This is a genomic window from Amycolatopsis sp. NPDC049691 (genome assembly GCF_040675005.1).
Taxonomy (GTDB): Bacteria; Actinomycetota; Actinomycetes; order Mycobacteriales; family Pseudonocardiaceae; genus Amycolatopsis.
On record NZ_JBFANX010000001.1, the window covers coordinates 490,703 to 513,840 of the forward strand.

Here is a 23,138-nt window from a genome sequence, read left to right on the forward strand (position 1 = left end):
GGGAGACCGTCATGCTGCGTGCCCCGTTGCTCGCCGCCGCCCGGTCGAAGGGCATCCGGCGGCTCGTCGAGGCCGTGCCCGCCACGCGGTCCGTGGTGCGCCGGTTCGTCGCCGGGTCCGAGACCGCCGACGCCGTCCGCTGCGCCAGGGAACTGGCCGCGGACGGCCGCCGGATCACCCTCGACCACCTGGGCGAGGACACCACCGACGCCACGCAGGCGGCGGCGACCGTCCGGGCCTACGAGGCCGTGCTCACCGCGCTCGCCGCGGAGGGCTTGGCCGAGGGTGCGGACGTGTCGGTGAAGCTGTCGGCGGTGGGCCAGTTCCTGCCGGCGAACGGCGAGGACGTCGCCTTGGAGAACGCGCGGAAGATCTGCGCGGCGGCCGAGGCGGTCGGCGCCACGGTGACGCTCGACATGGAGGACCACACCACCACGGACTCGACGCTCGGCATCCTGCGCGAGCTGCGCGGCGAGTACCCGTGGGTGGGCGCGGTGCTGCAGGCCTACCTGCGGCGCACCGAGCAGGACTGCCGGGAGCTGTCCGGGCCGGGGTCGCGCGTGCGGCTGTGCAAGGGCGCCTACGCCGAGCCGGAGTCCGTGGCGTTCCAGGAGAAGTCCGAAGTGGACAAGTCCTATGTCCGCTGCCTGCGCGTCCTGATGGCGGGGCAGGGCTACCCGATGGTGGCGTCGCACGACCCGCGGATGATCGAGATCGCCGCCGCGCTGGCCGAGGAGAACGGCCGCAAGGACGACGACCACGAGTTCCAGATGCTCTACGGCATCCGGCCGGAGGAGCAGGCGCGGATCGCGGCGTCGGGCGCGCGCATGCGCGTCTACGTGCCCTACGGCGACGAGTGGTACGGCTACTTCATGCGGCGGCTGGCCGAGCGGCCGGCGAACCTGGCGTTCTTCCTGCGCGGGCTCGCGACCCGCTCCTGAACAATTCCGAGAACACGACGAAGGCCGCCCCGCGGGGCGGCCTTCGTCGTGTGGTGGTGGTCAGGCCTGCTCGGCCTCGGCTTCGGCGGCCTTGCGCTTGACCTCGGCCATGTCGACCTCGCGAGCCTGCTTGATCAGCTCTTCGAGGGCGGGCTCGGGCAGCGCGCCGGGCTGGGCGTAGATCAGCGTCTTGTCGCGGATGATGGCCAGCGTCGGGATGGAGCGGACGTCGAAGGCGGCGGCGAGCTGCTGCTGCGCTTCGGTGTCGACGCTCGCGAACACGATGTCGTCGTGCTTTTCGGACGCCTTCTCGTAGACCGGCGCGAACTGGCGGCACGGTCCGCACCAGCTCGCCCAGAAGTCGATCAGGACGAACTCGTGGTCGTTAACCGTCTGGTCGAAGTTCTCGGCGGTCAGCTCAACGGTGCTCATGCCCTGGTCAACGACGTGGGCGCGGCGGGAATTCCCGGAGCCGGGGTAGCGTCTGCACCCGAGCACCCGTGAAGAGGAGGACACATGGCCGACGGCGAAATCCTGGGCCGGATCGACGAGCTGATCGCGGAGGAGCACGAACTGCGGTCGCGCTCGGTCGGCGTGGGGCTGAGCGGCGGCGACAAGGACCGCCTCACCGCGGTCGAGCAGCAGCTCGACCAGTGCTGGGACCTGCTCCGCCAGCGCCGCGCGAAGACGGAGTTCCACGAGAACCCGGACGACGCGCAGGCGCGCCCGGTCTCCGAGGTGGAGTCCTACCGCCAGTGACGCTCGTGGGTGTTCAGGGCGGTTGGAACCGCCCTGAACACTCACGAGAACCTGCGCCGGGGGTCAGGCGGGGCAGAGGGTGCCGTCCGCCGGCACCTTGCCGTCCACCAGGAACGCGCGCGCCGCCTCGGTGACGCACGGCGACGTGCCCACCGCGCCGTGGCCCGCGCCCTGCCACGTGATCGTCACCGCCGTCGGCATCTGGTCCGCCGCCCGGGTGCTGCCCACCTGCGGCGTCACCGGGTCGGCCGCCGTGGCCGCCACCAGGATCGGCGGTGCGCCCGTCGCGCCCGCCGGGGGCAGCGGCTCCGTGCGGACCGGCCACGGCCCACACCACGCCAGCTGCTGCGCGACGACCGTGCCGAACTGCGGGTACTTCGCCCGCATCCCGGCCACGACCTGGTCGAGCTGGTCGGCCGAGAGCCGCGTCTGGCTGTCGTTGCAGCGGGTCGCGATGGTCGCGTCGAGGCGGGACGGCTGCGCGCGCGTGTCGCGCAGCACCGGCGACGCGAAGGCCGCCAGCGGCGCGATGTTCCCGCCCCGCGCGGCCGCGATCGCGTCGGCCAGCTCCGGCCAGCGCGAACGCTGCGAAAGGCCCGAGTAGACCGCGTACATCGCCACGCCCGGCCCGAACGCGACGGCGTCGTCGGTCATCGGAGGCGCGGCCCGCAGCCGGCCGGTGAGCGCCGCCAGAGCCGCCTTCGGGTCGCCGAGGGCGCACTTGCGCGCCGCGCAGTCCGCGGCGAACGCGTCCAGCGTCGTCTGGGCGCCGGCGGCGACGGCGTCGAGCACCGCCGCGGTGTCCGGGCCCGGGTCGGGGACGCCGTCGAGCACCATCCGGCCGACCTGGCCGGGGAAGCGCACCGCGTACTCGGAAAGCAGCTTCGAGCCGTCGCCGCGGCCGAGCGCGTTGAGCCGGTCGGAGCCCAGCGCCTTCCGCAGCTCCTCCAGGTCGCCGGCGCCGCGCCAGCTGTCCAGCGCGGTCTGGGAGTCGTCCAGCTCGATCGCGCACTGCTGACCCGCCTTGCGCGCCGCGTCCAGGACGTCCTGCAGGTCGCCCTGCCCCGGGTCGGCGTCGACCAGGTCGTGCCGGATGTCCGGCGGCACGCACTGGACGGGCGCCGAGAGCCCGGTGCCGCGCCGGTCCAGGCCGATCAGCGAGAACTTCGCCAGGAACGCCGGCGGCAGCGTCGCGGCCAGCCGCGCGGCGTACACCGTGCCCGGGTCGCCGTCGACGTCGTTGACCACGACCAGCGGGATCGGCCCGGTGCCGACCTTCAGCGCCAGCAGCCGCACCACCGACCGCCGGGCCTCGCCGGGCGCGTCGAGCGCCGTCGTGACCCGGGCGCAGGTGAAGTGCAGGCTGTCCGGCACGGGCGGGGTGCCGATCCGCTGCCGGGTGTCGTCGTCGCAGTCGGCCCACCGCAGCGACGGCGACTGCGGCTCGGTCAGCGGCGGCAGCGGCACCGGCGGGGTGCGGGTGGGCGACGCGGCCGTCGTCTTCCCGTCGTTTTCGACCAGCGCCGGGCGGACCGACGGCCCCGCGGCGCAGCCCGCGGCGGAGGCCAGGGCGAGCAGCGCGACCAGGAGACGGGTACGGCGGCGGCGCACGGGCGGGGTCCTCACGTCGATCAAGGGCACGGTGGTGCCGAGCTTCGCACGCCGGGTGTGGGACGCGGGTTAGCGGGTCCGGACGACCTGGCCGCGGAAGACGGCGTCGAGGTCGTAGCGGGCGGGCTCGTCCAGCTGGCCGTAGTCGCACGACGCGGGTTCGCGGTCGGGGCGCCACCGCACGAACCGCGCGTTGTGCCGGAAGCGCGACGGCATCCCGCCTTCGGTGTTCTCGTAGGCGACCTCGACGACGCGCTCGGGCCGCAGCGGCACCCATTCGTGCTCGGTGGCGCGCCAGCGCGTGATCCCGCCCGGGATCCGCTGGGCCTCGCCGGTCGCGCGGCCGCCCCACGGGTGGTCCTCGCCGTCGGTGACGAGCGGCGCCAGCTCCTCGGCGAGCTCGCGGCGGCGGTCCTTCGGGAACGACCCGACCGTGCCGACGTGGTGCAGCACGCCCTGGTCGTCGTGCAGGCCCAGCAGGAACGACCCGACGAGTTCGCCGGGACCGCCGTCGACGTGCCAACGCAGGCCGGCGAGGACGCAGTCGGCGGTGCGCAGGTGCTTGTACTTGACCATCACCCGCTTGCCGGGTGTGTACGGCTCGTCCAGGGGCTTGCCGATGACGCCGTCGAGACCCGCGCCCTCGAACAGCTCGAACCAGTGCCGGGCGGTGTCCGGGTCGGTGGTCGCCGGCGTCAGCGGGAACCGGTCGCCGGCCAGCTCGACGAGCCGTTCGCGGCGCGTCGACGTCGGCTCGTCGAGCAGGGACTCGTCGTCGAGCGCGAGCACGTCGAAGGCGACGAACTCGGCGGGCTGCTCGGCCGCCAGCAGCGTGATCCGGCTTTCGGCGGGGTGGATGCGCTCGGTGAGGGCGTCGAAGTCCAGCCGCCCGCCGCGCGCGACGACCAGCTCGCCGTCCAGCACGACCCGCGGCGGCAGCGTCTCCAGCAGCCGCGCGACGGCTTCCGGGAAGTACCGGTTCAGCGGCTTTTCCGCGCGGGACTGCAGGTACAGCTCGTCGCCGTCCTTGAAGACGATGCAGCGGAAGCCGTCCCACTTCGGCTCGAACAGCAGGCCTCCGGAGTCCGGGATGGCCTTCGCGGGCTTGGCGAGCATCGGCTTCAGCGGCGGCTGCAGCGGTAGGGGCATGCGGGCATTCTGCGGAAAGACGCCGTTCAGCGCACGCGTTTCGGCGCGCTCGTGTCGAGTTCCAGGCGGACGGCCGTGGGCAGGACGTCGAGGCCGAGCGACTCCCGGGCCCTGGTCAGCACGCGGGCGTCCAGTTCCGCCCAGACGCCCTTGAGGTCGGTGCCCTCGTGCAGCCACAGCGTGATGCGCAACGCGGGGAAGGTCCGGGAGCCGACGGCGCGGACCCGGGCGCGGCTCACACCGTCGAGCTGTTCGGCGTCGGCCTGGACCGCGCCGGAGATCGCACCGGCGGTGACGACCAGTTCGGCGCCTTCGGTGCGGTCGAGGTCCAGGTCCGGTCGCGGTTCGGGCCGCAGCGACCGCAGCGTGCCGCGCAGGCCGAACACCACCAGCAGGACCCCGAGCACGATCGCGGCGATCCGGGCGAGTGTGGCGTGGCCGCCGAGCCAGCCGAGCGCCATCGGGTCGAGCAGCGGACGGCGCCCGCGGAACTCGCCGAGCACGCCGAACCCGACCACCAGGGCCAGCGCCCCGCCGAGCAGGGCCAGCAGCCCGACGAGGAACACCCACGCGCGTTCGCCCGCGTACGACCGGGAAAGCGCCTTCGCGGCGACCGACTTGCTCATCGGCGGTCCTTCGGGGAGTCGACGACGACCGACACCTTCGGCCGCCGCGCGAGGGGGACGTCGTCGAGCAGCGCGGCCACGGTTTCCAGCAGCCGCGGCCGCAGCTCGCCCTCGCTTTCGAGGGTGCTCTTCGCGCGGACGCGGATCCGGCGGGCGCTCGCGGTGACCGTCGCGCCGGCGACGTTGTCCTGCGCGCGCACGGTGAGCCCGACCAGCCGGGCCAGCGACCGCGGCGACGTCGAGACGCTCACCTCGTCGGCCGGGTCGGTGAGCCGGACCGCGCGGTCGCCGGCGGCGAGCGCGCACAGCAGCAGGACCAGGCCCGCGGCGGCGAGCACGCCGGCGCCGACGCGCACCGCGTAGGCGTCCCAGCCCAGCGAAGCCAGTTGCGCCTGCCAACGCGGCCACGGCACCAGCAACGGATCGGCGGCCGGGCGCCACCAGTGCCAGCCGACTTCCAGGGCTAGCAGCGCCCCGGCGGCGACGACGGCCAGCCCGAGCAGCGTCGAGAGGAGCCGGACGACCACGCGCACGGCTACCGCACCCTCGGCGCCACCGCGGGCCGCAGCGCGGACACCGTCACGGCGAGGGTCCGCACGTGGTAGCCGGTGAGCAGCTCGACCTCTTCGGTGACCTTCTCGCGGACGACGCCGACGACGGTCCGCACCGGTGCCGGGTACTGCAGGGCGAGGTCCAGCGCGAGGTCGACGTCGTTGTCGAGGCCGCCGACCTTCGCCTTGGCGCCCTTGCCCTCGTGCGACGTGCCGGGGACCTGGCCGGCCGCGTGCTGGGCGACCTTGCGCACCACGGCGTGGCCGACGGTGAGCGTGCCGCGCTCGGCCGGTTCGGCGAGCTCACGCGGGACGTCCAGGACGCGGCTCACTTGTCGCGGCCCTTGCCGAAGAGCTCGCCGAGGTCGAGCTCGCCGTCGAGGACCCGGCCGGCGACCAGGCCGATGATCCCGACGGCCAGGGTCACCAGGAACGCGGTGAACCCCTGGGACGCGGCGAGGCCGAGGATCAACCCGGCCAGTAGCCCGGTCTGCGTTGCGTTCACATGTCCTCCTTGGACGGTCCTGCGTGGCGGTGCGGGTCAGCGCACCCGGGGTGGCCGGCGGCGGAAGCGGGCGAGCAGCGCGGCGATCCCGCGCCGGCGGGCGGTGAAGCGCACCGGTGCGTCGTAGCGGGAGTCCACTTCGGACTTCCCGGCGCGGAACCGCGCCAGTCCTTCGGCGAACACCGCCGGATCGCCGCCCACGTCGGGGTGGTGGGTGCGCACGAACTGCCGGAAGGCCGCGCGGTCTTCGCCGCTCATTCCACCCGCGTCGATTCGGCTTCTTCCTCGCCGGGCAGGTGGATGTCGTTGACCGCGATGTTCACCTCGATCACCTCGAGGCCGGTGATCTGCTCGACCGCCGTGATCACGTTGCGCCGCACCGCGCGGGCGACGTCGACGATGCGCGCGCCGTACTCGACGATCACGTCGAGGTCGATGGCCGTCTGCTTCTCGCCGACCTCCACCGCCACGCCGGTGGTGCTGACCGTGCCGGAGCCGGGGATGCGTTCGCGCAGCGCGCCGATCGCGCGCGACACCCCGCCGCCGCCCAGGGCGTGCACCCCGGCGACCTCCCGGGTGGCCAGGCCGGCGATCTTCTGCACGACCAGCGAGGAGATCGTGGTGCGGCCGGCGGTGCCCTCCTCGTTGAGCGGGGTCACCGTGCCGGGGCTTTCGGTCCGTTCCGGGTGCATGCGTGCGGGCTCCTCTCGCGGCGGTCTCTCGCCCGTACGATGCCCGCGGAGGCGCAAACCTCACGCAGGCTCACCCGATCGGGGGAACGTCAGTCCCGGTCGACGTCCACGACGTGCACGTTCACCGTGGCCTCGGTCCCGAGCTGGCGCGCCAGCTCCGTTGTGATCTCTCGCCGCAGCGCCTCGGCGGCCTCGTCGGCGGCGACGCCGAACCGGACCGACACGAGCACCTGCACGGCGTCGTCCTCGACCGCGACGGCCGAAACCCGCACCCCGGCCGGCGCCCGCTCGGCGGCGATCGCCGTGGCCAGCCGGGTGACCACGGTCTCCGTGACGCGGAGGCCGCCGTCGTCGCCGGGCACCTCGACGGCGGTCCGGCGGCCGCGCGCGACGGCCCGCAGCACCCGTTCGACCAGGCCCGGCGGGGTTGGCACCCGGCGTGCGGCCGCCCGGCGCACGGCGTCCCAGCGGGGGTCCCGCTCGGGGTCGGACTGCTCGGCCATCACCGCTCCCTCAACTCGGCGAGCAGCGCCACCCTGGCCCGGTGCAGCCGGGAACGCAAGGCGCCGACGCTCACGTCGAGCACTTCGGCGACCTCTTCGTAGCTCAGCCCCTCCAGCTCGCGCAGCACCAGCGGCACCCGCTGGGAGACCTCCAGCCTGCCGATCGCGCGCAGCACGGCGTCGACCTCCTCGGCGCGCACGACCCGGCCTTCGGGGCCGGGGACCGCGGCCGCGAGCAGCGCCGTGTCCACAGTGGACCGGTCGGTGGGCTCGTCGAGGGACACCGTGGGACGGCGGCGGCGCAGCAGCGCGAGCGCGCTGTTGGTGACCACGCGGTAGAGCCACGTCGAGACCGCGGATTCCCGCCGGAAGCCGGGCAGGGCGCGCCACGCGGCGAGCCACGAGTCCTGCACGACGTCCTCGGCTTCGCCAGCGCTGCCGGTGATCCGCAATGCGACGCGGTACATCCGGGGCGTGTGGCGCCGCACGAGCACGCCGAACGCGGCGTCGTCACCGGCCGCGGCCTTGGCGACCAGGTCGGCGTCGTCGCTCACCCGGCGTCCCGGCGGTAGCGCAGGAGCGTGAAGCCGTCCTCGACCAGGATCGACGCCAGCGCGAGCCGGCGCGGCACGGCGACCGGTCCCGCGGCGATCCGCGCCGCCGGCCCGGCGACGAGCAGCGGCGCCACCGTGAGGCACAGCTGGTCGACGAGGTCGGCTTCGACCAGCTGCCCGAACAGCCGCGGCCCGCCCTCGCACGCGACACGGCGCAGGCCCCGCGCGGCGAGCAGGTCCAGGGCGCGCCGGACGTCGACCTCGGTGTCCCCGGCGCGCAGGATCTCGGCGCCGGCCGCTTCCAGCGGCGCGGTTTCCGCGGTCTCCGTGGTCACCACGATCGGGGGTACGACGGTCTCGGTGAACAGCCGGGACGCGGGGTCGAGGTCCGCGGTGCGCGTCACGACGGCGATCGGCGGGACCGTATCGAAGCCGAGCCGGCGACGGCGTTCGAGGCGCTTCGGGCCCGCGACGACCCCGCGGTAGTCCTCGGCGCGGGCGGTGCCGGCGCCGACCAGGATCACGTCGGCGAGGTCGCGCCCGAGCAGGAAGACCTTGCGGTCGGCGGCGTGCGACAGGCCGGCCGAGGTCGTGTCGACCTCGACGGCGCCGTCCGCGGAGGCGACGAAGTTCACCTGCACCCACGGGCGGTCGAGGTCCGCCGGGTAGGCGTAGATCGCTTCGAGGTCGATCCCGGTCAGCTCGCCCGTCGAAGAGGGCCACACACTCCGCACGCCGACAATCCCAACACGGGCGTGAAGTGCGTCTCGACCGGGGGACATCGCCACCCGGCCGGGTTCGCCCCGCCGTTAGGCTCTGCGACCATGCCCGCGCACCTCACCGATCGCCGTCCCGAGCTGTCCTCCGACGAGCTGATCGGCGCGCTGGTGCCGCCGCCGCGCTTCGACGCCGTCCGGTTCGAGACGTACATCCCCAACCCGGACGAGCCCAGCCAGGCCGCCGCGGTGGAGGCGTGCTCGGCGTTCGCCGCCAAGGTGGGCGCGCGCAAGGAGAAGAAGCGCTTCAAGCTCTTCGGCGGGTCCGCCGAGCCGGCCGGCCCGATGGGCCTCTACCTCGACGGCGGCTTCGGCGTCGGCAAGACCCACCTGCTCGCCTCGACCTGGCACGCGGCTCCCTCGCCCAAGGCGTACGGCACGTTCGTCGAGCTGACCCACCTGGTCGGCGCGCTGGGCTTCGCCGAGGCCGTGCGGCGGCTGTCGGAGCACCGGATCCTGGCCATCGACGAGTTCGAGCTGGACGACCCGGGCGACACCACGCTGGTCACGCGGCTGCTGCAGGAGCTGATGGACGCGGGCGTGTACGTCGCGGCGACGTCGAACACGCTCCCCGAAAAGCTCGGCGAAGGCCGGTTCGCCGCCGAGGACTTCCTGCGCGAGATCCAGACGCTGTCGGCCCGGTTCGGCGTCGTGCGCGTCGACGGCCCCGACTACCGCCACCGCGGCCTGCCGGACGCCCCGCCGCCGGTCGCGCCGGACGTCCTCGAAGAATCCGTCGCGGCGCACGAAGGGTCCACTGTGGACGACTTCGACGCGTTGGTCGAACACCTGGCCTCACTGCACCCCTCCCGTTACGGGCGGCTGCTCGACGGCGTCACGCGGGTGCACCTGCGGGACATCCACCCGGCGCCGGACCAGAACGTCGCGCTGCGGCTGGTCGCGTTCGCCGACCGGCTCTACGACCGCGCGATCCCGGTGGTCGTCTCCGGCGAGCCGCTGCCGTCGCTGTTCACCGAGGAGATGGTGAACGGCGGCTACCGCAAGAAGTACCTGCGCGCGGTCAGCCGGCTGACGGCGCTGGCGCGGGACGCGGCACCGGCCACGTGAGCAGCACGACGGCGACGGCGAACAGCGTCCCGCCGGCGACGTCGGTGAGGTAGTGGTAGCCGAGGCCGACCAGCCCGGCCGCGGCGGCGAGCAGCGCGAGCGCGCTCAGCACGACCACGACCACCTTGCGCGTGACGAGCACGAGCACGGTCAGCACCGCGACCAGGCTCACGGTGTGGCCGCTCGGGTAGACGAGCGTGTCGTTCTTCCACCGGTCGTACAACGGCTTGAGCAGGACGGCGGTCAGCAGGATCGCCAGCAGCGGCGCCGCGAGCGCGAGCCCGGCCTCCAGTTTCCGGCCCGCGCGCAGGCACAGGACGACCGCGAGCACACCGAGCGCGAACACGACGTACGGCTCGGTCGGGAAGACCAGCGCGCGCAGCACGCCGGGGCTCAGGTGCGCCGTCCACCCGGCGGCCAAGGCGTCGACCGCGCCCGGGGTGGTCCCGCCCGCGAACGGCAGTCCGAGCAGCAGCGCGAGCGGCCCGCAGACCGCGGCCGGCACCCACATCGTCTTCACCCGCGCGAGGGTAGCCGCGGCGGCGTGGGAGGGCCGTCTGCCACCATGCGGGCATGCACATCACGGTGGCGGGGGCCGGGATCGTCGGCCTGAGCTGCGCGTACCGGCTGGCCGGTGCGGGCCACGACGTGACGGTCGTCGCGGCGGCCGGCCCGGGGGAGTCGACGTCGGCGGTGGCGGGCGGGGTGCTGTACCCGCCGGTGCGCCGCCCGGACAAGCGGATCGCGCGGTGGACGGCGGAGACCCTGGCCGTGCTGCGCTCGCAGGAGGCGCCCGGGGTCCGGTTCCGCCGCGGCCGCGTCCTGCTGGCGTCGGGGGAGCCGGAGCCGCAGTGGCTGCGGTCGATGGTGGACCCGGTCCGCGACGGCGACCGGCTGGTGTTCACGACGGCGCTGGTCGACACGCCGGTGTACCTGGACTGGCTGCTGGCACAGGTGGTTTCGCTGGGCGTGCGCGTCGAGTACCGGTCGTTGACGTCGCTTTCCGGGCTGGGCCTGGTGGTGAACGCGGCGGGCCTGGGCGCGGGCCCGCTGGCGGGCGACGGCTCGATGGTCCCGATCGGCGGGCAGGTCGTGCACCTGGCCGACCCGGGCCTGCGGGAGTTCGTGGTGGACGAGACGGGCCCGGGCGTGACGTACGCCATCCCGCACGGCACGCACGTGGTGTGCGGCGGAACGGAGGAGCCGGGCCGCGGCGACACGGTCCCGAACCCGGGCGTGACGGCGGACATCGTCCGGCGGTGCCGCGAGCTGGTGCCCGCGCTGGCGGGGGCGGAGGTGCTGCGGTCCGCGGTGGGACTGCGCCCGTTCCGGCCGGTGGTCCGGCTGGAGCGAACCGGCGACGTCGTGCACTGCTACGGACACGGCGGTGCGGGGATCACGCTGGCTTGGGGGTGCGCGGCCGACGTCGTGGAACTCGTTGGTTAGCGTGATCCGGTTGGCGAATTGCGGTCTCGCTCCAGCGGGCGCCAAGCGGTAAACTGGACGAAAATTGGCCAAAGCACAGCAATGTAATTCCGCGAGAACCGCCTGATTGGCGGTTCCGTCATGTGTTCGTATCCTGCCGAAGACTCGGCCGCGATCTTCTCGAACTCTTCGTGATCGCCGCCGCTGCTGATCGTACCCTTTAGGCCGAAGACAATCCGATCGACAAAGGGTGAATTTGATCTGTCGGGTTGCCTTCTTGGCAGGAGGGTGGATGCCTCGAAATCGCACGGTGGGTCTGACGATCGGATCGACCACGGTCGACATGGTCATCGCTGAGTTCGGTCGCGAGGTCACCGGCAAGCTGCGGACCGGGCACGGTTCGAAGGAAGATCACTTGCGAGGCCCCTTCGAGCGCATGCTCGCGGCGGTCGCCGGCAGCTTGGGTCTCAAGATCACGACGATCGGCGAGACCCGCCTGCCTGATCTGTCGATCCGACCTGATTATGCGATAGATGTCGCCGGTGCACGCGCGGGATATGTGGAGTTGAAGAAGCCCGGTCACGGTGTTCCGGACACCTGGACGAGGCCGAGTAAGCACGATCTGGAGCAGTGGGAGAAGTTCAAGCGATTGCCGAACGTCCTCTACTCCGACGGGGAACAGTTCGCGCGATTCAACTTCGGCAAGCTGCAGGGAGTGGTGGCCAAGCTTGAGCCGGGTCTCGATCGTGCCGGGAGCAAGCTGCGCGCGGTCGGTACGGACTTCGCTCGTGTCCTCACCGACTTCCTGTTGTGGGAGCCTGAACGTCCGCGCACGTTGGACGAACTCGTCCGCCTGATCGCCAATCTCTGTGGCTTGCTGCGAGATGATGTCGTGGCAGAGATCGCGCGAGAGGAGACCGGCAAGTCGAAAGCGCAAACCTTCCGCAGTCTCGCCGAGGACTGGCGGAGAGTTCTATTTCCCAATCTGACCGATGTCGAGTTCGCGGACCAGTACGCGCAGACGATCACCTTCGCGCTCCTGTTGGCGCGGGTGGAAGGCGTCAGCTTTCCTGGGCGTTCCATCGGAGAGATCGCGCGTCTGCTGGGCAAGAAGCACTCATTGATGGGGCGTGCGCTGACGGTTCTCACCGATCAGCCGGAAGAGGAACAGAGTGTCGCTTTAACGACCATGGTAAGAGTACTGAGCGTGGTCGATTGGGCAGAGTTCCCTGACGATACCTATGCCATGCTATATGAGCGCTTTCTGACCGTCTACGATCCGGCCTTGCGTCGCAAGAGCGGCATCTATTACACGCCGGCGTCGCTGGTATCCTTCATGACCAGGTTCGTGGACGACATCCTACGGGCGCGGTTGGGGCGAAATCTGGGGTTCGCGAATCCGGACGTGATCGTCGTCGACCCGGCGATGGGCACGGGAAGCTTCTTGGCGGAGGTCGTCGACAAGGTCGCGGCCACCGTTGCGAGCGAGGAGGGGGTAGGTGCTGTTCCCGCCAGCCTGCGTGAGTTGTCGAAGAGACTGATCGGCTTCGAGAACCAAGCGGCCCCTTACGCGGTGGCTGAACTTCGTATCCACAGTTTGCTGAAGAAGCGCCACCGCGCGGAGGTCCCCGCTTCGGAACGGCGATTTCTCGCGGACACTCTCGACGACCCCGATGTGCAACATCTTCCGATGGGACGGATGTATGAGGCCATCGAGCGGTCCCGCAAGGGTGCGAACATGGTCAAGCGTGAAGAACCAGTCATGGTGGTGATCGGTAATCCGCCCTTCGTTGACAAGGTAAAAGGAAGCTCGTCGTGGATTGAGGACCAGAGTTCGACGGTTGCGGCACCAAGTATTCACGCGTTCAAGAAGCCTGGTAACGGCCGCCTGGAGTATGTGCTTTGGAACAAGTACATCTACTTCTGGCGGTGGGCAACCTGGAAAGCGTTCGATGCGCACCCGGACGAACCTGCCGGCGTCGTCGCGCTGGTATGCCCTGCGGGATTCGCGACTGGCCAGGGGTTCGCGGGTATGCGCGAGTACCTTCGCCGGACGGCGGATGAAGGCTGGTTCATCGATCTTTCCCCGGAAGGGCATCAGCCGCCGATATCGACGCGCTTCTTCAGGGAAAACCAGCAGCCGATATGTGTGGCTGTCTTCATTCGCCGAGGAACGCCCAACCCGACTGTTCCGGCTCTGATTCACCGAGTGAGTGTCTCTGGGAACGTTCCGGACAAGGAAGGTGTGCTGGAACGGCTGCAAGTAGACAGCGAGTGGGACACTTGTGCTGACGACTGGTCTGCGCCCTTTAGGAGCCTTGGTGACGAGCGCTGGGGCTCGATGCCTGCGCTCTCCGAACTCATGCCGTGGCAGTCACCGGGGGTAAAACCCAATCGTACCTGGGTGTACGCACCGGATCGAGAATCGCTCAGCGAACGGTGGCGTGCACTCGTGGGGGCCGATGCGGATCAAAAGTCCCTCCTTTTTAAGGAAAGTCCAGATTGCAATCTTCGGCGAGTTGGACCACGTATTCCGGGTTACGAAAACTCGCGTCGACCGTTTGCGGACGAGCGCGGTGTGCCGCCGGCGCCGACTCGTGTCGGATTCCGCTCTTTTGACCGGCAGTGGCTGATTCCGGATTCTCGTCTGCTGGCGCGGCCACGACCAGCGCTGTGGGGAGTTGTGTCCGATCGGCAGATCTTTGTGGTCGAGCAGCACTCGCACGATATCGGGTCAGGTCCGGGGTTGGTGTTCAGTGGTTTGATTCCCGATATGGACTATTTTATGGGACATCACGGTGGTCGGGTATTGCCGCTCTACCGCGATTCGGCGGGGCATGACCCCAACCTCGCGCCCAGCCTTCTGCAGTTCCTATCCAGTCGGCTCGACGTCGACGTGACACCGGACGATCTAGTCGCGTATTTGGCTGCTGTTGTCGCCCACCCAGCGTTCACCACCCGGTTCGCAGCGGATCTCAAGACACCCGGCATCAGAGTGCCGCTCACTCGCCGCCCGGAGTTGTGGATGGAAGCGGTTCGGATCGGCCGCGAGATAGTGTGGCTGCATACGTACGGGCAGCGGTTCGTCGATGCCTCAGCCGGGCGCCGCCCCGGCTCGCCGAAGATGCGAGCGGCCCGTCCCGTGGTGCGGGTCGGCATCCCTGATACCGAAGACGGCATGCCGGAACGCATCGGCTACGACGAGACGACCCGCACGTTGCACGTCGGGGACGGTCGCGTCTCTCCGGTCTCGCCATCGGTCTGGAACTACCGGGTGGCTGGAATGTTGGTCGTCAAACATTGGTTCGGTTACCGGAAGAAGAGCCCGTCCGGAAACCGGAAATCGCCGCTCGACGACCTGGTCGCGACTACGTGGACGCCCACCATGACGACCGAGCTGCTCGAACTCCTGAACGTCTTGGAGCTTTGTGTGGCTGTCGAGCCACGGCAGGCCGCCTTGCTGGACGACATCATGGCGGGACCGCTTCTCACCGTGGACGATCTCACCGCGGCAAGTGTCCTGCCGGTGCCCCCCGCGGCTGAAGCCGCCCCGAAGGCGGGGACGGGAAGTGATCTGTTCTCACAAGATGATCCCGAAGACGCCTGATTCGGAGCTGGTCCAAGCCGAACGTTGAGATATCGACGGCGAGCGTCATGCGCTGCTGAAAGCGGCGTGGTCGGCCTCCGTCCGGTCGGCGTACCGCACCGCGTACGCGCCCATCGCCTCGTCCAGTTCGGAGTCGTCGGCGAAGTAGCCCGCCAGCAGCTTCGGATGCAGCGACCGCGTGTGGGCGCGGGCCAGCAGCGCGCCGGCCAGCCTGCCGTAGTCGTCGAGGTGGTCCTTCTCCAGCTCCGCCGGGTCGATGTCGCCCTTGAGGTTGCGGAACTGGCGGACGATGTACGGGACGCCGTCGATCGTGGTCCAGCCCAGCAGGATGTCGGTCTCGGCCTGCACCAGCCGGGCGCCGTCGACGATCCGGCGTCCTTCGTGGTCCGCCGGCGGCAGGCCCAGGTACGGTGCCAGCGCGGGCTTCGCCGCCTGTTTCACCTGCAGCACCAGGTCTTCGTCGTCGTTGCCGTGCAGCAGGGCGACGTAGCTGCGCAAGCCCACGCTGCCCGTGCCGACCACGCGGAAGGCGACGTCGGCGATCCGGTACCGCTCGGCCAGCGTCCGCCGCGACTCGCGCAAGGTGTCCACATAGGACACCAAACCGGCGGCGACGGCTTCGGCGGTCCGGTCGTCGACGTGCGTGAGGACCGGCGGGTCTTCGACGAACCGGTGGCGGGCCAGGCCGGTCTCGTGGTCGTCGACGCGTTCGGTCCACTTCGCCGACACCTTCGCGCTGTCGTTCTTGCGGGCCTTCTCGGCGGCGTCGGCGAAGTCGTCGATCAGCTCGTCGGCGCGCGCCTTGGACAGCACCGACGAGTCCGGCAGGGCGTTCCAGCTGCGCAGGAACGGCAGGTCGGCCAGCGCGCGGATGGTGCGGCGGTAGGACTTCACGGCGTCTTCGGCGGCCTCCCGGCAGCCGGACTCGCCGATGCCGCCCTCGCGCCCGGCGAGCACGAGGCTCGCGGCGAGCCGCTTGAGGTCCCACTCCCACGGGCCCGGGACGGTCTCGTCGAAGTCGTTAATGTCCATCACGATCTTGCCTTCGGGCGTGCCGTAGAGCCCGAAGTTGGCGGCGTGGGCGTCGCCGCAGAGCTGGGCGGTCAGCCCGGAGTCCGGCGTACCGGCGAGATCGGCGCCCATCAGCCCGGCGGCGCCGCGGAAGAACGTGAAGGGGGAGGCGAGCATGCGCTCACGGCGGAGTGCGACCAGCTCGGGGAGGCGTCCTTCGTTGCTGGCCTCGAAGTACTGTTTCGCGCTCGGCCGGCCCGCACCGGCGGCCTCGTGGTCGTGCGCGGTGGCCGGGACCTTCTCCCGGAGCCGCTTCCCCTGCTCGTACAGCTCGCCCGGTGTGACGCTGTTCGTGCCCACCAGCGGGCGCTCCCCGAATCCCATACCGGGCACAACGCTCCAACCCGGACGAACGCTCCCGGATGAGTGCGTACGGGTGAAAACCGCGCAGTCACCTGGGGCGACCGCCGGTTCCGGACCTAACCTGGATCGTCACCCTGGGGAGGGGCCATGATCGATGGTGGGATAGTCGCCGCGTACGCCGGTGCGGCGTTCGCCCGCGGCGTCGCGAGGTTCGCCGACAGCAAGATCGACGAGCTGCTGAAGGCGATCGCCTTGCGCGTGACAGCCAAGCTGGGCAGACGGGCCGAGGAGGACCTGTCGCGTGCGCCCACCGACCGGGCCGTCCAGGAACGGGTCGCGCGGGCCGTGGAAAACCTCGCCGCCGCCGACCAGCGGTTCGCCCGTGAGCTGGACGCGCTCGTGCGGCGGCTCGACCAGGCCGGCGGCCGGCGGATCATCAACCAGGTCGTCGCGGAGACCAACGCGCAGCACTTCGGCCACGGAAACATCGAGGTCGCGACGCACGGCGGACACATTTCCAAGGTTCATGCGCCGTCGCCGGCGAACTACTCCGGCGCGCCGGCGTGGGTGCGGGTCGCCGTCTGGCTGGGAGCGCTGCTCGCGATCGGCGGGTTCGGCCTGATCGTGGTCGAGGTGGCCACCGTGATGTCCACCCGCACCGACGAGTTCGGGCGTCCCGCGTTCCCGGCGTTCGCCGACATCCGGCTCGGCGTCGTGCTCTTCGGGCTCGGCCTGGTGCTTTCCCTGGTCGCGTCCCTGGGGCGGGCCACCTCTCGACGGGGCTGGTGACGGGCCCGCCGCTCGTTGTGCTCCGGATGCCGCCGGGGTGGGAGGCTCACCCGGCGGCATCCGGACGTCTCAGGGGCGGATGACCTCGGCGATCGCGTCGATGCCGCGGTCCAGCTCCGCGCGCGTGATCACCAGCGGGGGCGCCACGCGCAGCGTGCGCTCGTGCGTCTCCTTGCACAGCACGCCGCGGGCGGCCAGTGCCTCCGACGCCTCGCGGCCCGACGGCCCGCCCGGGGCGATGTCGATGCCCGCCCACAGCCCGCGGCCGCGGACCTCGGACAGCCCGGTGCCGATCAGTGAGTTCAGCCGGCTGTGCAGGTGCGCGCCCAGCTCCGTCGAGCGCCGCTGGAACTCGCCCGTGGCCAGGAGCTTGACCACCGCGCGGCCGATCGCGCAGGCCAGGGGGTTGCCTCCGAACGTCGAGCCGTGCTCACCCGGCTTCAGCACGCCCAGGACGTCGCGGCGGCCGACCACCGCGGACACCGGCATGATGCCGCCGCCGAGGGCCTTGCCCAGCGTGTACACGTCCGCGCGGACGCCTTCGTGGTCCAGCGCCAGCACCGTGCCCGTGCGGGCCAGCCCGGACTGGATCTCGTCGGCGATCAGCAGCACGCCGTGCTCATCACAGGCCGCGCGGACGTCGGCGAAGTAGCCCTCCGGCGGCACGATCACGCCGGCCTCGCCCTGCACCGGCTCCAGCAGCACCGCGGCGGTGCGCGGGGTGATCGCGTCGCGCAGCGCGGCTGCGTCGCCGTACTTCACCGTGACGAAGCCCGGCGTGAACGGCCCGAAGTCGGCGCGCGCGGTCTCGTCGGTCGAGAACGACACGATCGTGGTCGTCCGGCCGTGGAAGTTGGACCCGGCGACGATGATCTCGGCGGTGCCGTCCGGCACGCCCTTGACCCGGTGCGCCCACTTGCGGGCGATCTTGACCGCCGACTCGACGGCTTCGGCGCCGGAGTTCATCGGCAGCACCAGCTCGGTGCCGGTCAGCTCGGCCAGCTCGCGGCAGAACAGGCCCAGCTGGTCGTGGTGGAACGCCCGCGACGTCAGCGTGACGCGGCCGAGCTGGTCCACGGCGGCGGCGATCAGGTCCGGGTGGCGGTGGCCGAAGTTCAGCGCCGAGTAGCCGGACAGGAAGTCCAGGTACGAGCGGCCTTCGACGTCGGTCACCGAAGCACCGGACGCTTCGGCGATCACGACGGGCAGGGGGTGGTAGTTGTGCGTGCTCCACCGCTCGTCGAGCTCGATGAAGCTCGCGGCGGTGGGGGCGGCGGTCTCCCGGCCGGCGAACGTCGTCATGCGTTCAGGTTAAGGGCAGGAGACGCAGAGTTCAGCCGGGAATCGTTGCTTTCACCCGTCGTTCGTTGCGCAATCCACGCGCAACACCCCCGAAACAGTGCGCGCCGGTTGACGAGGCCATTGGTAAGCCGTAACTTACCGTTCGTGGCGACTTACGGAAGCGACCAGCTGGCCGCCCTCGCCGACCCTTCGCGCCGCGCGATCTTCGAAGCGCTGCGCGACGGGCCGCGCGCGGTCGGCGAGCTGGCCGCGGACCTGCCGATCAGCCGCCCGGCCGTGTCCCAGCACCTGAAGGTGCTCAAGGCGGCCGGCCTGGTCGCCGACCGGGCCGTCGGCACCAAGCGGCTCTACCGGCTGGAACCGGCCGGGATCGCCGCCCTGCGCGCCTGGCTCGACGGGATGTGGTCGGACGCGCTGAAGTCCTTCGCCGAACTGGCGGAACGAACCGAAGAGGAGCAGTCATGAGCTTGGAGCCGATCCGCAAGACGATCACCGTCGCCTGCTCGCGCGAGCACGCGTTCAAGACCTACACCGAGGCCTTCGACAGCTGGTGGCCGCGGCAGCACCACATCGGAGCGGCCGACCTCGCCGAAGCCGTCCTGGAGCCGAAGCCGGGCGGGCGCTGGTACGAGAAGACCGTGGACGGCGCCGAGTGCCAGTGGGGCGAGGTGCTCGTCTGGGAGCCGCCCGCCCGGGTGGTCCTGTCGTGGCGGATCGACGGCGACTGGCGGATCGACCCCGACCCCGCGCACGCCAGCGAGATCGAGGTCAGATTCATCGAGGAAGGACCGCGCTCGACCCGCGTCGAGCTGGAGCACCGGGACTTCGAGCGGCACGGCGAAACCGGCGCCAAGGTGCGCGAAGGCGTCTCCGGCGAGGGCGGACACGGCGCGTTGCTGGAACTCTTCGCCGAGAAAGCCGCCGCCTGAACGGGTACTTTCGCCGGATGGCGAAGAAGGACGACGGAAGCCGGGTCCGGGACGCGCTGCGCGTCGGCGCGGAGCTGCCGGACCCGGGGTCGACCCCGGTCGGCCCCGGCAAGAAGCCCAAGGCGCTGGCCAAGCTCGACAGCGCCGGCGAGCGGCTGTCGGCGCTGCAGGAGTCGCTCTACGCCGAGGGCGTCGGCGGCGGTGACCGCAGCGTGCTGCTCGTGCTGCAGGGCATGGACACCTCCGGCAAGGGCGGCACGGTCTCGCACGTGCTCGGCCTGGTCAACCCGATGGGCGTCCGGTACGTGGCGTTCAAGAAGCCCACCGCGGCCGAGCGGCGCCACGAGTACCTGTGGCGGATCCGCAAGCAGCTGCCCGCGGCCGGGCAGATCGGCGTCTTCGACCGCTCGCACTACGAGGACATCCTGGTCCCGCGGGTGAGCAAGCTGCTCACCGGCGCCGAGCGGCGCCGCCGCTACAGCGAAATCAACGCCTTCGAGGAGGAACTGGCCGAGGCGGGCACGACCGTCGTCAAGGTGTTCCTGCACATCTCGCCGGAAGAGCAGCTCAAGCGGCTCAAGGCCCGGCTCGTGACGCCGGAGAAGCGCTGGAAGTTCAACCCGGCCGACCTCGACGCCCGCGCGCACTGGTCCGCCTACCAAGAGGCCTACGCCGACATCTTCAAGAAGACCTCGACGGCGCACGCGCCCTGGTACGTCGTGCCCGCCGACCACAAGTGGTACCGCAACTGGGCCGTCGCCGAGCTGCTGATCGAGACCCTCGCCGAGCTGAAGCCGCGGTTCCCGGAACCGGACTACGACGTCGACGCGGAGCTGGCGAAGCTGAAGGGCGTTGGCGTATCCGCGTGATCGTCTGAAAGAGTGCGGGCGTGACCGATGTCGACGACCTCCCGTTCCTCCGCAAGCAGGCCCGGACCCAGCGCTTCACCCTCGGCGCGCCGAAGGAGTTCCGGGTCGCCCCGGACGCCTCCCGCGTGCTGTTCCTGCGCGCGGAGTCGGGCACCGACCCCCGGCACAGCCTGTGGTCGGCCGACCTGGCGACCGGCGCCGAGACCAAGCTGGTCGACGCCGCCGAGCTGCTGCCCGGCGAGGAGGAGCTGCCCGCCGAGGAGCGGGCGCGCCGCGAACGGGCCCGCGAAACCGGCGGCGGCGTCGTCCACTACGGAGTGGACGCGGGCTTCACGGTCGCGGCGTTCTCGCTCTCGGGCAAGCTGTACACCCTGGACCTCGCCTCCGGCGAGGTGACGCTGCGCGTCGACGGCGCCGTCGTCGACCCGCGGCCGAACCCGACCGGCACGCACGTCGCGTACGTGCAGAACCGGCGGCTGCACGTCATGGAGCTGGCCACCGGCGACGACCGCGTGCTGGTCGAGGAGGACGGCGAGGACATCGCCTGGGGCCTCGCCGAGTTCATCGCGGCCGAGGAGATGGACCGCACCCGCGGCTACTGGTGGGCCCCGGACGGCCGGAGCATCCTCGCCGAGCGCTCCGACCGCGGCCCGGTGCCGCGCTGGACGATCGCCGACCCGGCCAACCCGCAGCACCCCGCCAACGTCGTCGCGTACCCGGCGGCGGGGACCACGAACGCGCTGGTTTCGCTGGCGGTCCTCGGCCTGGACGGCTCCCGCGTGGACGTTCCGCAGGGCGACTGGGAGTACCTGGCCTCGGTGCACTGGTCGGCGGGCGGCGCGCCGCTGCTCGCCGTGCAGCCGCGCGACCAGAAGCGGATGGACGTCCTGGCGCTGGACGTCGCCGACGGCTCGACGTCGGTGCTGCACACCGCCACCGACCAGCACTGGATCGACATCGTCGGCGGCGTCCCGGCGTGGACGCCGGACGGGCGCCTGGTGGTCGAGGGCATGGTCGACGGCGACCACCGGCTGTTCGTCGGCGGCGAGGCCGTCACGCCGGCCGGGCTGCAGCTGCGCGCCGTCCTCGACGTCGGCGACGAGATCCTCTTCAGCGCGTCCGAAGCCGACCCGACGCAGATCCACGTGTTCCGGACCGAGGCTGCTTCGGTGCGGCGCCTGTCCACTGTGGACGGCGTGCACCACGGCTCCGGCAACGCGGCGGTCACCGTGCTCTCGTCGTGGAGCCTCGAGCACAGCGGGCCGCGGGTTTCGGTGCTGCGCGACGGTTCGCCGGTGGCGTCCATCGCGGCGTCCACTGTGGACCCGGACATCGTGCCGAACCTGACCTGGCTGACGCTGGGGGAGCGCGGGTTGCGTGCGGCGCTGCTCCTGCCGCGCGGGTACGAGCCGAGCGAAGGCAGGCTGCCGGTGCTGCTCGACCCGTACGGCGGGCCGCACGCGCAGCGCGTCCTGCAGAGCCGCAACGCCTTCCTGACGTCGCAGTGGCTGGCCGACCAGGGCTTCGCGGTGCTCGTCGCGGACGGCCGCGGCACGCCGGGCCGCGGCGCGGTGTGGGAGCGCGAGATCCACGGGCGCCTCGCCGACGTGACCCTGCAGGACCAGGTGGACGCGCTGCAGGCGGCGGCCGCGTCGCACCCCGAGCTGGACCTGGAACGCGTGGCGATCCGCGGGTGGTCCTACGGCGGGTACCTGTCGGCGCTGGCGGTGCTGCGCCGGCCGGACGTCTTCCACGCGGCGGTCGCGGGCGCGCCGGTCACCGACTGGTCGCTCTACGACACGCACTACACCGAGCGGTACCTGGGCAAGCCTCAGGACGAGCCGGAGAGCTACGCGCACAACTCGCTGATCGAGAGCGCCGGCGAGCTGAGCCGCGCGCTGCTGATCGTGCACGGGCTGGCCGACGACAACGTGTTCGTCGCGCACGCTCTGCGGCTGTCGTCGGCGTTGCTGGCGAAGGGGCGGCCGCACGTCTTCCTGCCGCTGGCGGGCGCCACCCACATGACGCCGCAGGCCGAAGAGGTCGCGGAAAACCTGATGCGCACGCAGGTCGACTGGCTGCTGCGTGAACTGTCCAGTGTCGAGAAGGAGACCGCATGAGCCGCTGGGGCCTCACGATCCCGCTGACCGGGGTGCCGCTGACGGCGCACCGCGAACTGGTCGAGCAGCTGCCGGACCTGGGTTACACCGACGCGTGGACGGCGGAGACGGCGGGCACGGACGCGTTCACGCCGCTGGTGCTGGCCTCGCAGTGGGCGCCGCAGCTGCGCCTCGGCACGGCGATCGTGCCGGTGTACACGCGCGGCCCCGGGCTGCTGGCGATGCAGGCGGCGACGGTCGCGGAACTGGCGCCCGGCCGGTTCGTGCTGGGCATCGGCGCGTCGTCCCCGGTGATCGTGTCGCAGTGGAACGCGGCTTCGTTCGACGAACCGTTCGCGCGGTCGCGGGACACCCTGCGGTTCCTGCGGTCGGCGCTGGCGGGGGAGAAGGTCAGCGAGAAGTACGACACGTTCGCCGTCTCGAAGTTCCGGCTGGAGCGGCCGGCCGACCCGCCGCCGTCGATCATGCTGGCGGCGCTTCGCCCGGGCATGCTCAAGCTGGCGGCTCGTGAGGCCGACGGCGCGATCACCAACTGGCTGGCGGCTTCGGACGTGCCTCGCGTGCGGTCGGTCGTCGGCCCGGACGTCGAGCTGGCGGCCCGGATCTTCGTCTGTCCCACGGAAGACGCGGAGGCGGCGCGCGGCTTGGGGCGGATGCTGATTTCGAGTTACCTGACGGTCCCGGTGTACGCGGCGTTCCACGAGTGGCTGGGCCGCGGTGAGCAGCTGGCCCCGATGCACGAAGCCTGGGCGGCGGGCGACCGGCAGAAGGCGAACCAGGTGATCCCGGACTCGGTGGTGGACGAGCTGGTGATCCACGGGAGTGTCGAGTCCTGCCGGGAGCAGGTGCGGTCCTATGTGGACAACGGGCTGACGACGCCGATCATCGCGCTGCTGCCGACCGGGGAAGACCCGTTCGAGCAGGTGCGGGGGCTGGCTCCGCGCTGATATTCCGTTGCCCTCCTTCGGGGCCGGGTGTTTCCTGGCTC

Annotated in this window: 26 protein-coding genes; 11 read left to right on the forward strand and 15 right to left on the reverse strand. The window is 71.4% G+C overall.

From position 1 onward, the window contains the following. Nucleotides 1-11: 11 nt before the first annotated feature. A complete protein-coding gene (locus AB0J40_RS02355; protein ID WP_364446340.1) occupies nucleotides 12-941 on the forward strand; it encodes a proline dehydrogenase family protein in 930 nt (309 codons plus the stop codon). A 60-nt stretch (nucleotides 942-1,001) separates the two neighbouring features. On the opposite strand, the gene trxA is transcribed toward AB0J40_RS02355, so the two are convergent. After that, on the reverse strand, nucleotides 1,002-1,373 hold the full coding sequence (gene trxA, locus AB0J40_RS02360) for a thioredoxin (protein ID WP_364446342.1): 372 nt from the start codon (nucleotides 1,371-1,373) through the stop codon (nucleotides 1,002-1,004). A gap of 84 nt (nucleotides 1,374-1,457) precedes the next feature. Here trxA and AB0J40_RS02365 point away from each other — a divergent pair, with 84 nt between their 5' ends. Further along, nucleotides 1,458-1,700, forward strand: a complete 243-nt coding sequence (locus tag AB0J40_RS02365) for a DUF2630 family protein (protein WP_364446345.1) — start codon at nucleotides 1,458-1,460, stop codon at nucleotides 1,698-1,700. Nucleotides 1,701-1,763: 63 nt separating this feature from the next. Here AB0J40_RS02365 and AB0J40_RS02370 read toward each other — a convergent pair whose 3' ends face one another. The 11 genes from AB0J40_RS02370 to AB0J40_RS02420 form a co-directional block, all read right to left on the reverse strand. Beyond that, nucleotides 1,764-3,311: an alpha/beta hydrolase gene (locus AB0J40_RS02370; RefSeq protein ID WP_364446348.1), complete on the reverse strand. Its 1,548-nt coding sequence runs from the start codon at nucleotides 3,309-3,311 to the stop codon at nucleotides 1,764-1,766. Between the two features lie 69 nt (nucleotides 3,312-3,380). Then, on the reverse strand, nucleotides 3,381-4,460 hold the full coding sequence (locus AB0J40_RS02375) for an ATP-dependent DNA ligase (protein WP_364446350.1): 1,080 nt from the start codon (nucleotides 4,458-4,460) through the stop codon (nucleotides 3,381-3,383). Nucleotides 4,461-4,486: 26 nt separating this feature from the next. Further along, a complete protein-coding gene (locus AB0J40_RS02380; protein ID WP_364446351.1) occupies nucleotides 4,487-5,086 on the reverse strand; it encodes an alkaline shock response membrane anchor protein AmaP in 600 nt (199 codons plus the stop codon). Further along, the gene (locus AB0J40_RS02385) at nucleotides 5,083-5,619 is read right to left on the reverse strand and encodes a DUF6286 domain-containing protein (RefSeq protein ID WP_364446354.1); all 537 of its coding nucleotides are present in this window, start codon (nucleotides 5,617-5,619) and stop codon (nucleotides 5,083-5,085) included. Before AB0J40_RS02385 ends, AB0J40_RS02380 begins: the two co-directional genes overlap by 4 nt. A gap of 2 nt (nucleotides 5,620-5,621) precedes the next feature. After that, nucleotides 5,622-5,969 (reverse strand): hypothetical protein, encoded by a 348-nt coding sequence (locus tag AB0J40_RS02390; protein ID WP_364446356.1) that lies wholly within the window; start codon nucleotides 5,967-5,969, stop codon nucleotides 5,622-5,624. Continuing rightward, a complete protein-coding gene (locus tag AB0J40_RS02395; protein ID WP_086674141.1) occupies nucleotides 5,966-6,142 on the reverse strand; it encodes a hypothetical protein in 177 nt (58 codons plus the stop codon). Before AB0J40_RS02395 ends, AB0J40_RS02390 begins: the two co-directional genes overlap by 4 nt. 36 nt (nucleotides 6,143-6,178) lie before the next feature. Then, nucleotides 6,179-6,400: a hypothetical protein gene (locus AB0J40_RS02400; protein WP_364446359.1), complete on the reverse strand. Its 222-nt coding sequence runs from the start codon at nucleotides 6,398-6,400 to the stop codon at nucleotides 6,179-6,181. Further along, complete coding sequence (locus AB0J40_RS02405; protein WP_364446361.1) at nucleotides 6,397-6,834, reverse strand: Asp23/Gls24 family envelope stress response protein; 438 nt, start codon at nucleotides 6,832-6,834, stop codon at nucleotides 6,397-6,399. The genes AB0J40_RS02400 and AB0J40_RS02405 overlap by 4 nt, the downstream gene beginning before the upstream one ends. Before the next feature lie 89 nt (nucleotides 6,835-6,923). Next, entirely contained in the window at nucleotides 6,924-7,337 is a 414-nt protein-coding gene (locus tag AB0J40_RS02410) for an Asp23/Gls24 family envelope stress response protein (RefSeq protein WP_364446364.1), read from the reverse strand. Continuing rightward, the gene (locus AB0J40_RS02415) at nucleotides 7,337-7,891 is read right to left on the reverse strand and encodes a sigma-70 family RNA polymerase sigma factor (protein WP_364446366.1); all 555 of its coding nucleotides are present in this window, start codon (nucleotides 7,889-7,891) and stop codon (nucleotides 7,337-7,339) included. Before AB0J40_RS02415 ends, AB0J40_RS02410 begins: the two co-directional genes overlap by 1 nt. Continuing rightward, on the reverse strand, nucleotides 7,888-8,625 hold the full coding sequence (locus AB0J40_RS02420) for a pyrimidine reductase family protein (RefSeq protein ID WP_364446369.1): 738 nt from the start codon (nucleotides 8,623-8,625) through the stop codon (nucleotides 7,888-7,890). Before AB0J40_RS02420 ends, AB0J40_RS02415 begins: the two co-directional genes overlap by 4 nt. 90 nt (nucleotides 8,626-8,715) lie before the next feature. On the opposite strand from AB0J40_RS02420, the gene zapE reads away from it, so the two are divergent. Then, the gene (gene zapE / locus AB0J40_RS02425) at nucleotides 8,716-9,735 is read left to right on the forward strand and encodes a cell division protein ZapE (RefSeq protein WP_364446371.1); all 1,020 of its coding nucleotides are present in this window, start codon (nucleotides 8,716-8,718) and stop codon (nucleotides 9,733-9,735) included. Here the strand turns inward: zapE and AB0J40_RS02430 are convergent. Beyond that, the gene (locus AB0J40_RS02430) at nucleotides 9,689-10,246 is read right to left on the reverse strand and encodes a phosphatase PAP2 family protein (RefSeq protein WP_364447282.1); all 558 of its coding nucleotides are present in this window, start codon (nucleotides 10,244-10,246) and stop codon (nucleotides 9,689-9,691) included. The genes zapE and AB0J40_RS02430 overlap by 47 nt on opposite strands. Before the next feature lie 62 nt (nucleotides 10,247-10,308). Here AB0J40_RS02430 and AB0J40_RS02435 point away from each other — a divergent pair, with 62 nt between their 5' ends. Together AB0J40_RS02435 and AB0J40_RS02440 are read left to right on the forward strand one after the other, a co-directional pair. Beyond that, nucleotides 10,309-11,181: an FAD-dependent oxidoreductase gene (locus AB0J40_RS02435; RefSeq protein ID WP_364446374.1), complete on the forward strand. Its 873-nt coding sequence runs from the start codon at nucleotides 10,309-10,311 to the stop codon at nucleotides 11,179-11,181. Between the two features lie 289 nt (nucleotides 11,182-11,470). After that, on the forward strand, nucleotides 11,471-14,767 hold the full coding sequence (locus AB0J40_RS02440) for a type ISP restriction/modification enzyme (protein WP_364446377.1): 3,297 nt from the start codon (nucleotides 11,471-11,473) through the stop codon (nucleotides 14,765-14,767). Nucleotides 14,768-14,812: 45 nt separating this feature from the next. On the opposite strand, the gene AB0J40_RS02445 is transcribed toward AB0J40_RS02440, so the two are convergent. Further along, nucleotides 14,813-16,162, reverse strand: a complete 1,350-nt coding sequence (locus AB0J40_RS02445) for a DUF2252 domain-containing protein (RefSeq protein WP_364446380.1) — start codon at nucleotides 16,160-16,162, stop codon at nucleotides 14,813-14,815. A 126-nt stretch (nucleotides 16,163-16,288) separates the two neighbouring features. Between AB0J40_RS02445 and AB0J40_RS02450 the strand changes: the two genes are divergently transcribed. After that, nucleotides 16,289-16,930, forward strand: coding sequence for a hypothetical protein (locus AB0J40_RS02450; protein WP_364446383.1), 642 nt, complete (start codon nucleotides 16,289-16,291; stop codon nucleotides 16,928-16,930). Nucleotides 16,931-16,999: 69 nt separating this feature from the next. Here the strand turns inward: AB0J40_RS02450 and rocD are convergent, their stop codons facing one another. Beyond that, a complete protein-coding gene (rocD, locus tag AB0J40_RS02455) occupies nucleotides 17,000-18,232 on the reverse strand; it encodes an ornithine--oxo-acid transaminase (protein ID WP_364446386.1) in 1,233 nt (410 codons plus the stop codon). A 144-nt stretch (nucleotides 18,233-18,376) separates the two neighbouring features. On the opposite strand from rocD, the gene AB0J40_RS02460 reads away from it, so the two are divergent. The 5 genes from AB0J40_RS02460 to AB0J40_RS02480 are packed head-to-tail and all read left to right on the forward strand — an operon-like array spanning nucleotide 18,377 to nucleotide 23,097. After that, nucleotides 18,377-18,697, forward strand: coding sequence for a metalloregulator ArsR/SmtB family transcription factor (locus tag AB0J40_RS02460; protein ID WP_364446388.1), 321 nt, complete (start codon nucleotides 18,377-18,379; stop codon nucleotides 18,695-18,697). Next, nucleotides 18,694-19,161, forward strand: coding sequence for an SRPBCC family protein (locus AB0J40_RS02465; protein ID WP_364446391.1), 468 nt, complete (start codon nucleotides 18,694-18,696; stop codon nucleotides 19,159-19,161). The genes AB0J40_RS02460 and AB0J40_RS02465 overlap by 4 nt, the downstream gene beginning before the upstream one ends. 17 nt (nucleotides 19,162-19,178) lie before the next feature. Further along, entirely contained in the window at nucleotides 19,179-20,030 is an 852-nt protein-coding gene (locus tag AB0J40_RS02470) for a PPK2 family polyphosphate kinase (protein WP_364446394.1), read from the forward strand. Between the two features lie 20 nt (nucleotides 20,031-20,050). Beyond that, nucleotides 20,051-22,150 (forward strand): prolyl oligopeptidase family serine peptidase, encoded by a 2,100-nt coding sequence (locus AB0J40_RS02475; RefSeq protein WP_364446396.1) that lies wholly within the window; start codon nucleotides 20,051-20,053, stop codon nucleotides 22,148-22,150. Further along, nucleotides 22,147-23,097, forward strand: a complete 951-nt coding sequence (locus tag AB0J40_RS02480; protein ID WP_364446398.1) for an LLM class F420-dependent oxidoreductase — start codon at nucleotides 22,147-22,149, stop codon at nucleotides 23,095-23,097. Before AB0J40_RS02475 ends, AB0J40_RS02480 begins: the two co-directional genes overlap by 4 nt. Nucleotides 23,098-23,138: the final 41 nt, after the last annotated feature.

What these genes read in the sequence shown, in the direction of transcription:
- AB0J40_RS02355 (WP_364446340.1), top strand. Translation starts at nt 12, where the DNA reads ATGCTGCGTGCCCCGTTGCTCGCCGCCGCCCGGTCGAAGGGCATCCGG.
- trxA (WP_364446342.1), bottom strand. Translation starts at nt 1,373, where the DNA reads ATGAGCACCGTTGAGCTGACCGCCGAGAACTTCGACCAGACGGTTAAC.
- AB0J40_RS02365 (WP_364446345.1), top strand. Translation starts at nt 1,458, where the DNA reads ATGGCCGACGGCGAAATCCTGGGCCGGATCGACGAGCTGATCGCGGAG.
- AB0J40_RS02375 (WP_364446350.1), bottom strand. Translation starts at nt 4,460, where the DNA reads ATGCCCCTACCGCTGCAGCCGCCGCTGAAGCCGATGCTCGCCAAGCCC.
- AB0J40_RS02380 (WP_364446351.1), bottom strand. Translation starts at nt 5,086, where the DNA reads ATGAGCAAGTCGGTCGCCGCGAAGGCGCTTTCCCGGTCGTACGCGGGC.
- AB0J40_RS02400 (WP_364446359.1), bottom strand. Translation starts at nt 6,400, where the DNA reads ATGAGCGGCGAAGACCGCGCGGCCTTCCGGCAGTTCGTGCGCACCCAC.
- AB0J40_RS02405 (WP_364446361.1), bottom strand. Translation starts at nt 6,834, where the DNA reads ATGCACCCGGAACGGACCGAAAGCCCCGGCACGGTGACCCCGCTCAAC.
- AB0J40_RS02410 (WP_364446364.1), bottom strand. Translation starts at nt 7,337, where the DNA reads ATGGCCGAGCAGTCCGACCCCGAGCGGGACCCCCGCTGGGACGCCGTG.
- zapE (WP_364446371.1), top strand. Translation starts at nt 8,716, where the DNA reads ATGCCCGCGCACCTCACCGATCGCCGTCCCGAGCTGTCCTCCGACGAG.
- AB0J40_RS02430 (WP_364447282.1), bottom strand. Translation starts at nt 10,246, where the DNA reads ATGTGGGTGCCGGCCGCGGTCTGCGGGCCGCTCGCGCTGCTGCTCGGA.
- AB0J40_RS02435 (WP_364446374.1), top strand. Translation starts at nt 10,309, where the DNA reads ATGCACATCACGGTGGCGGGGGCCGGGATCGTCGGCCTGAGCTGCGCG.
- AB0J40_RS02445 (WP_364446380.1), bottom strand. Translation starts at nt 16,162, where the DNA reads ATGGGATTCGGGGAGCGCCCGCTGGTGGGCACGAACAGCGTCACACCG.
- AB0J40_RS02450 (WP_364446383.1), top strand. Translation starts at nt 16,289, where the DNA reads ATGATCGATGGTGGGATAGTCGCCGCGTACGCCGGTGCGGCGTTCGCC.
- rocD (WP_364446386.1), bottom strand. Translation starts at nt 18,232, where the DNA reads ATGACGACGTTCGCCGGCCGGGAGACCGCCGCCCCCACCGCCGCGAGC.
- AB0J40_RS02465 (WP_364446391.1), top strand. Translation starts at nt 18,694, where the DNA reads ATGAGCTTGGAGCCGATCCGCAAGACGATCACCGTCGCCTGCTCGCGC.
- AB0J40_RS02470 (WP_364446394.1), top strand. Translation starts at nt 19,179, where the DNA reads ATGGCGAAGAAGGACGACGGAAGCCGGGTCCGGGACGCGCTGCGCGTC.
- AB0J40_RS02480 (WP_364446398.1), top strand. Translation starts at nt 22,147, where the DNA reads ATGAGCCGCTGGGGCCTCACGATCCCGCTGACCGGGGTGCCGCTGACG.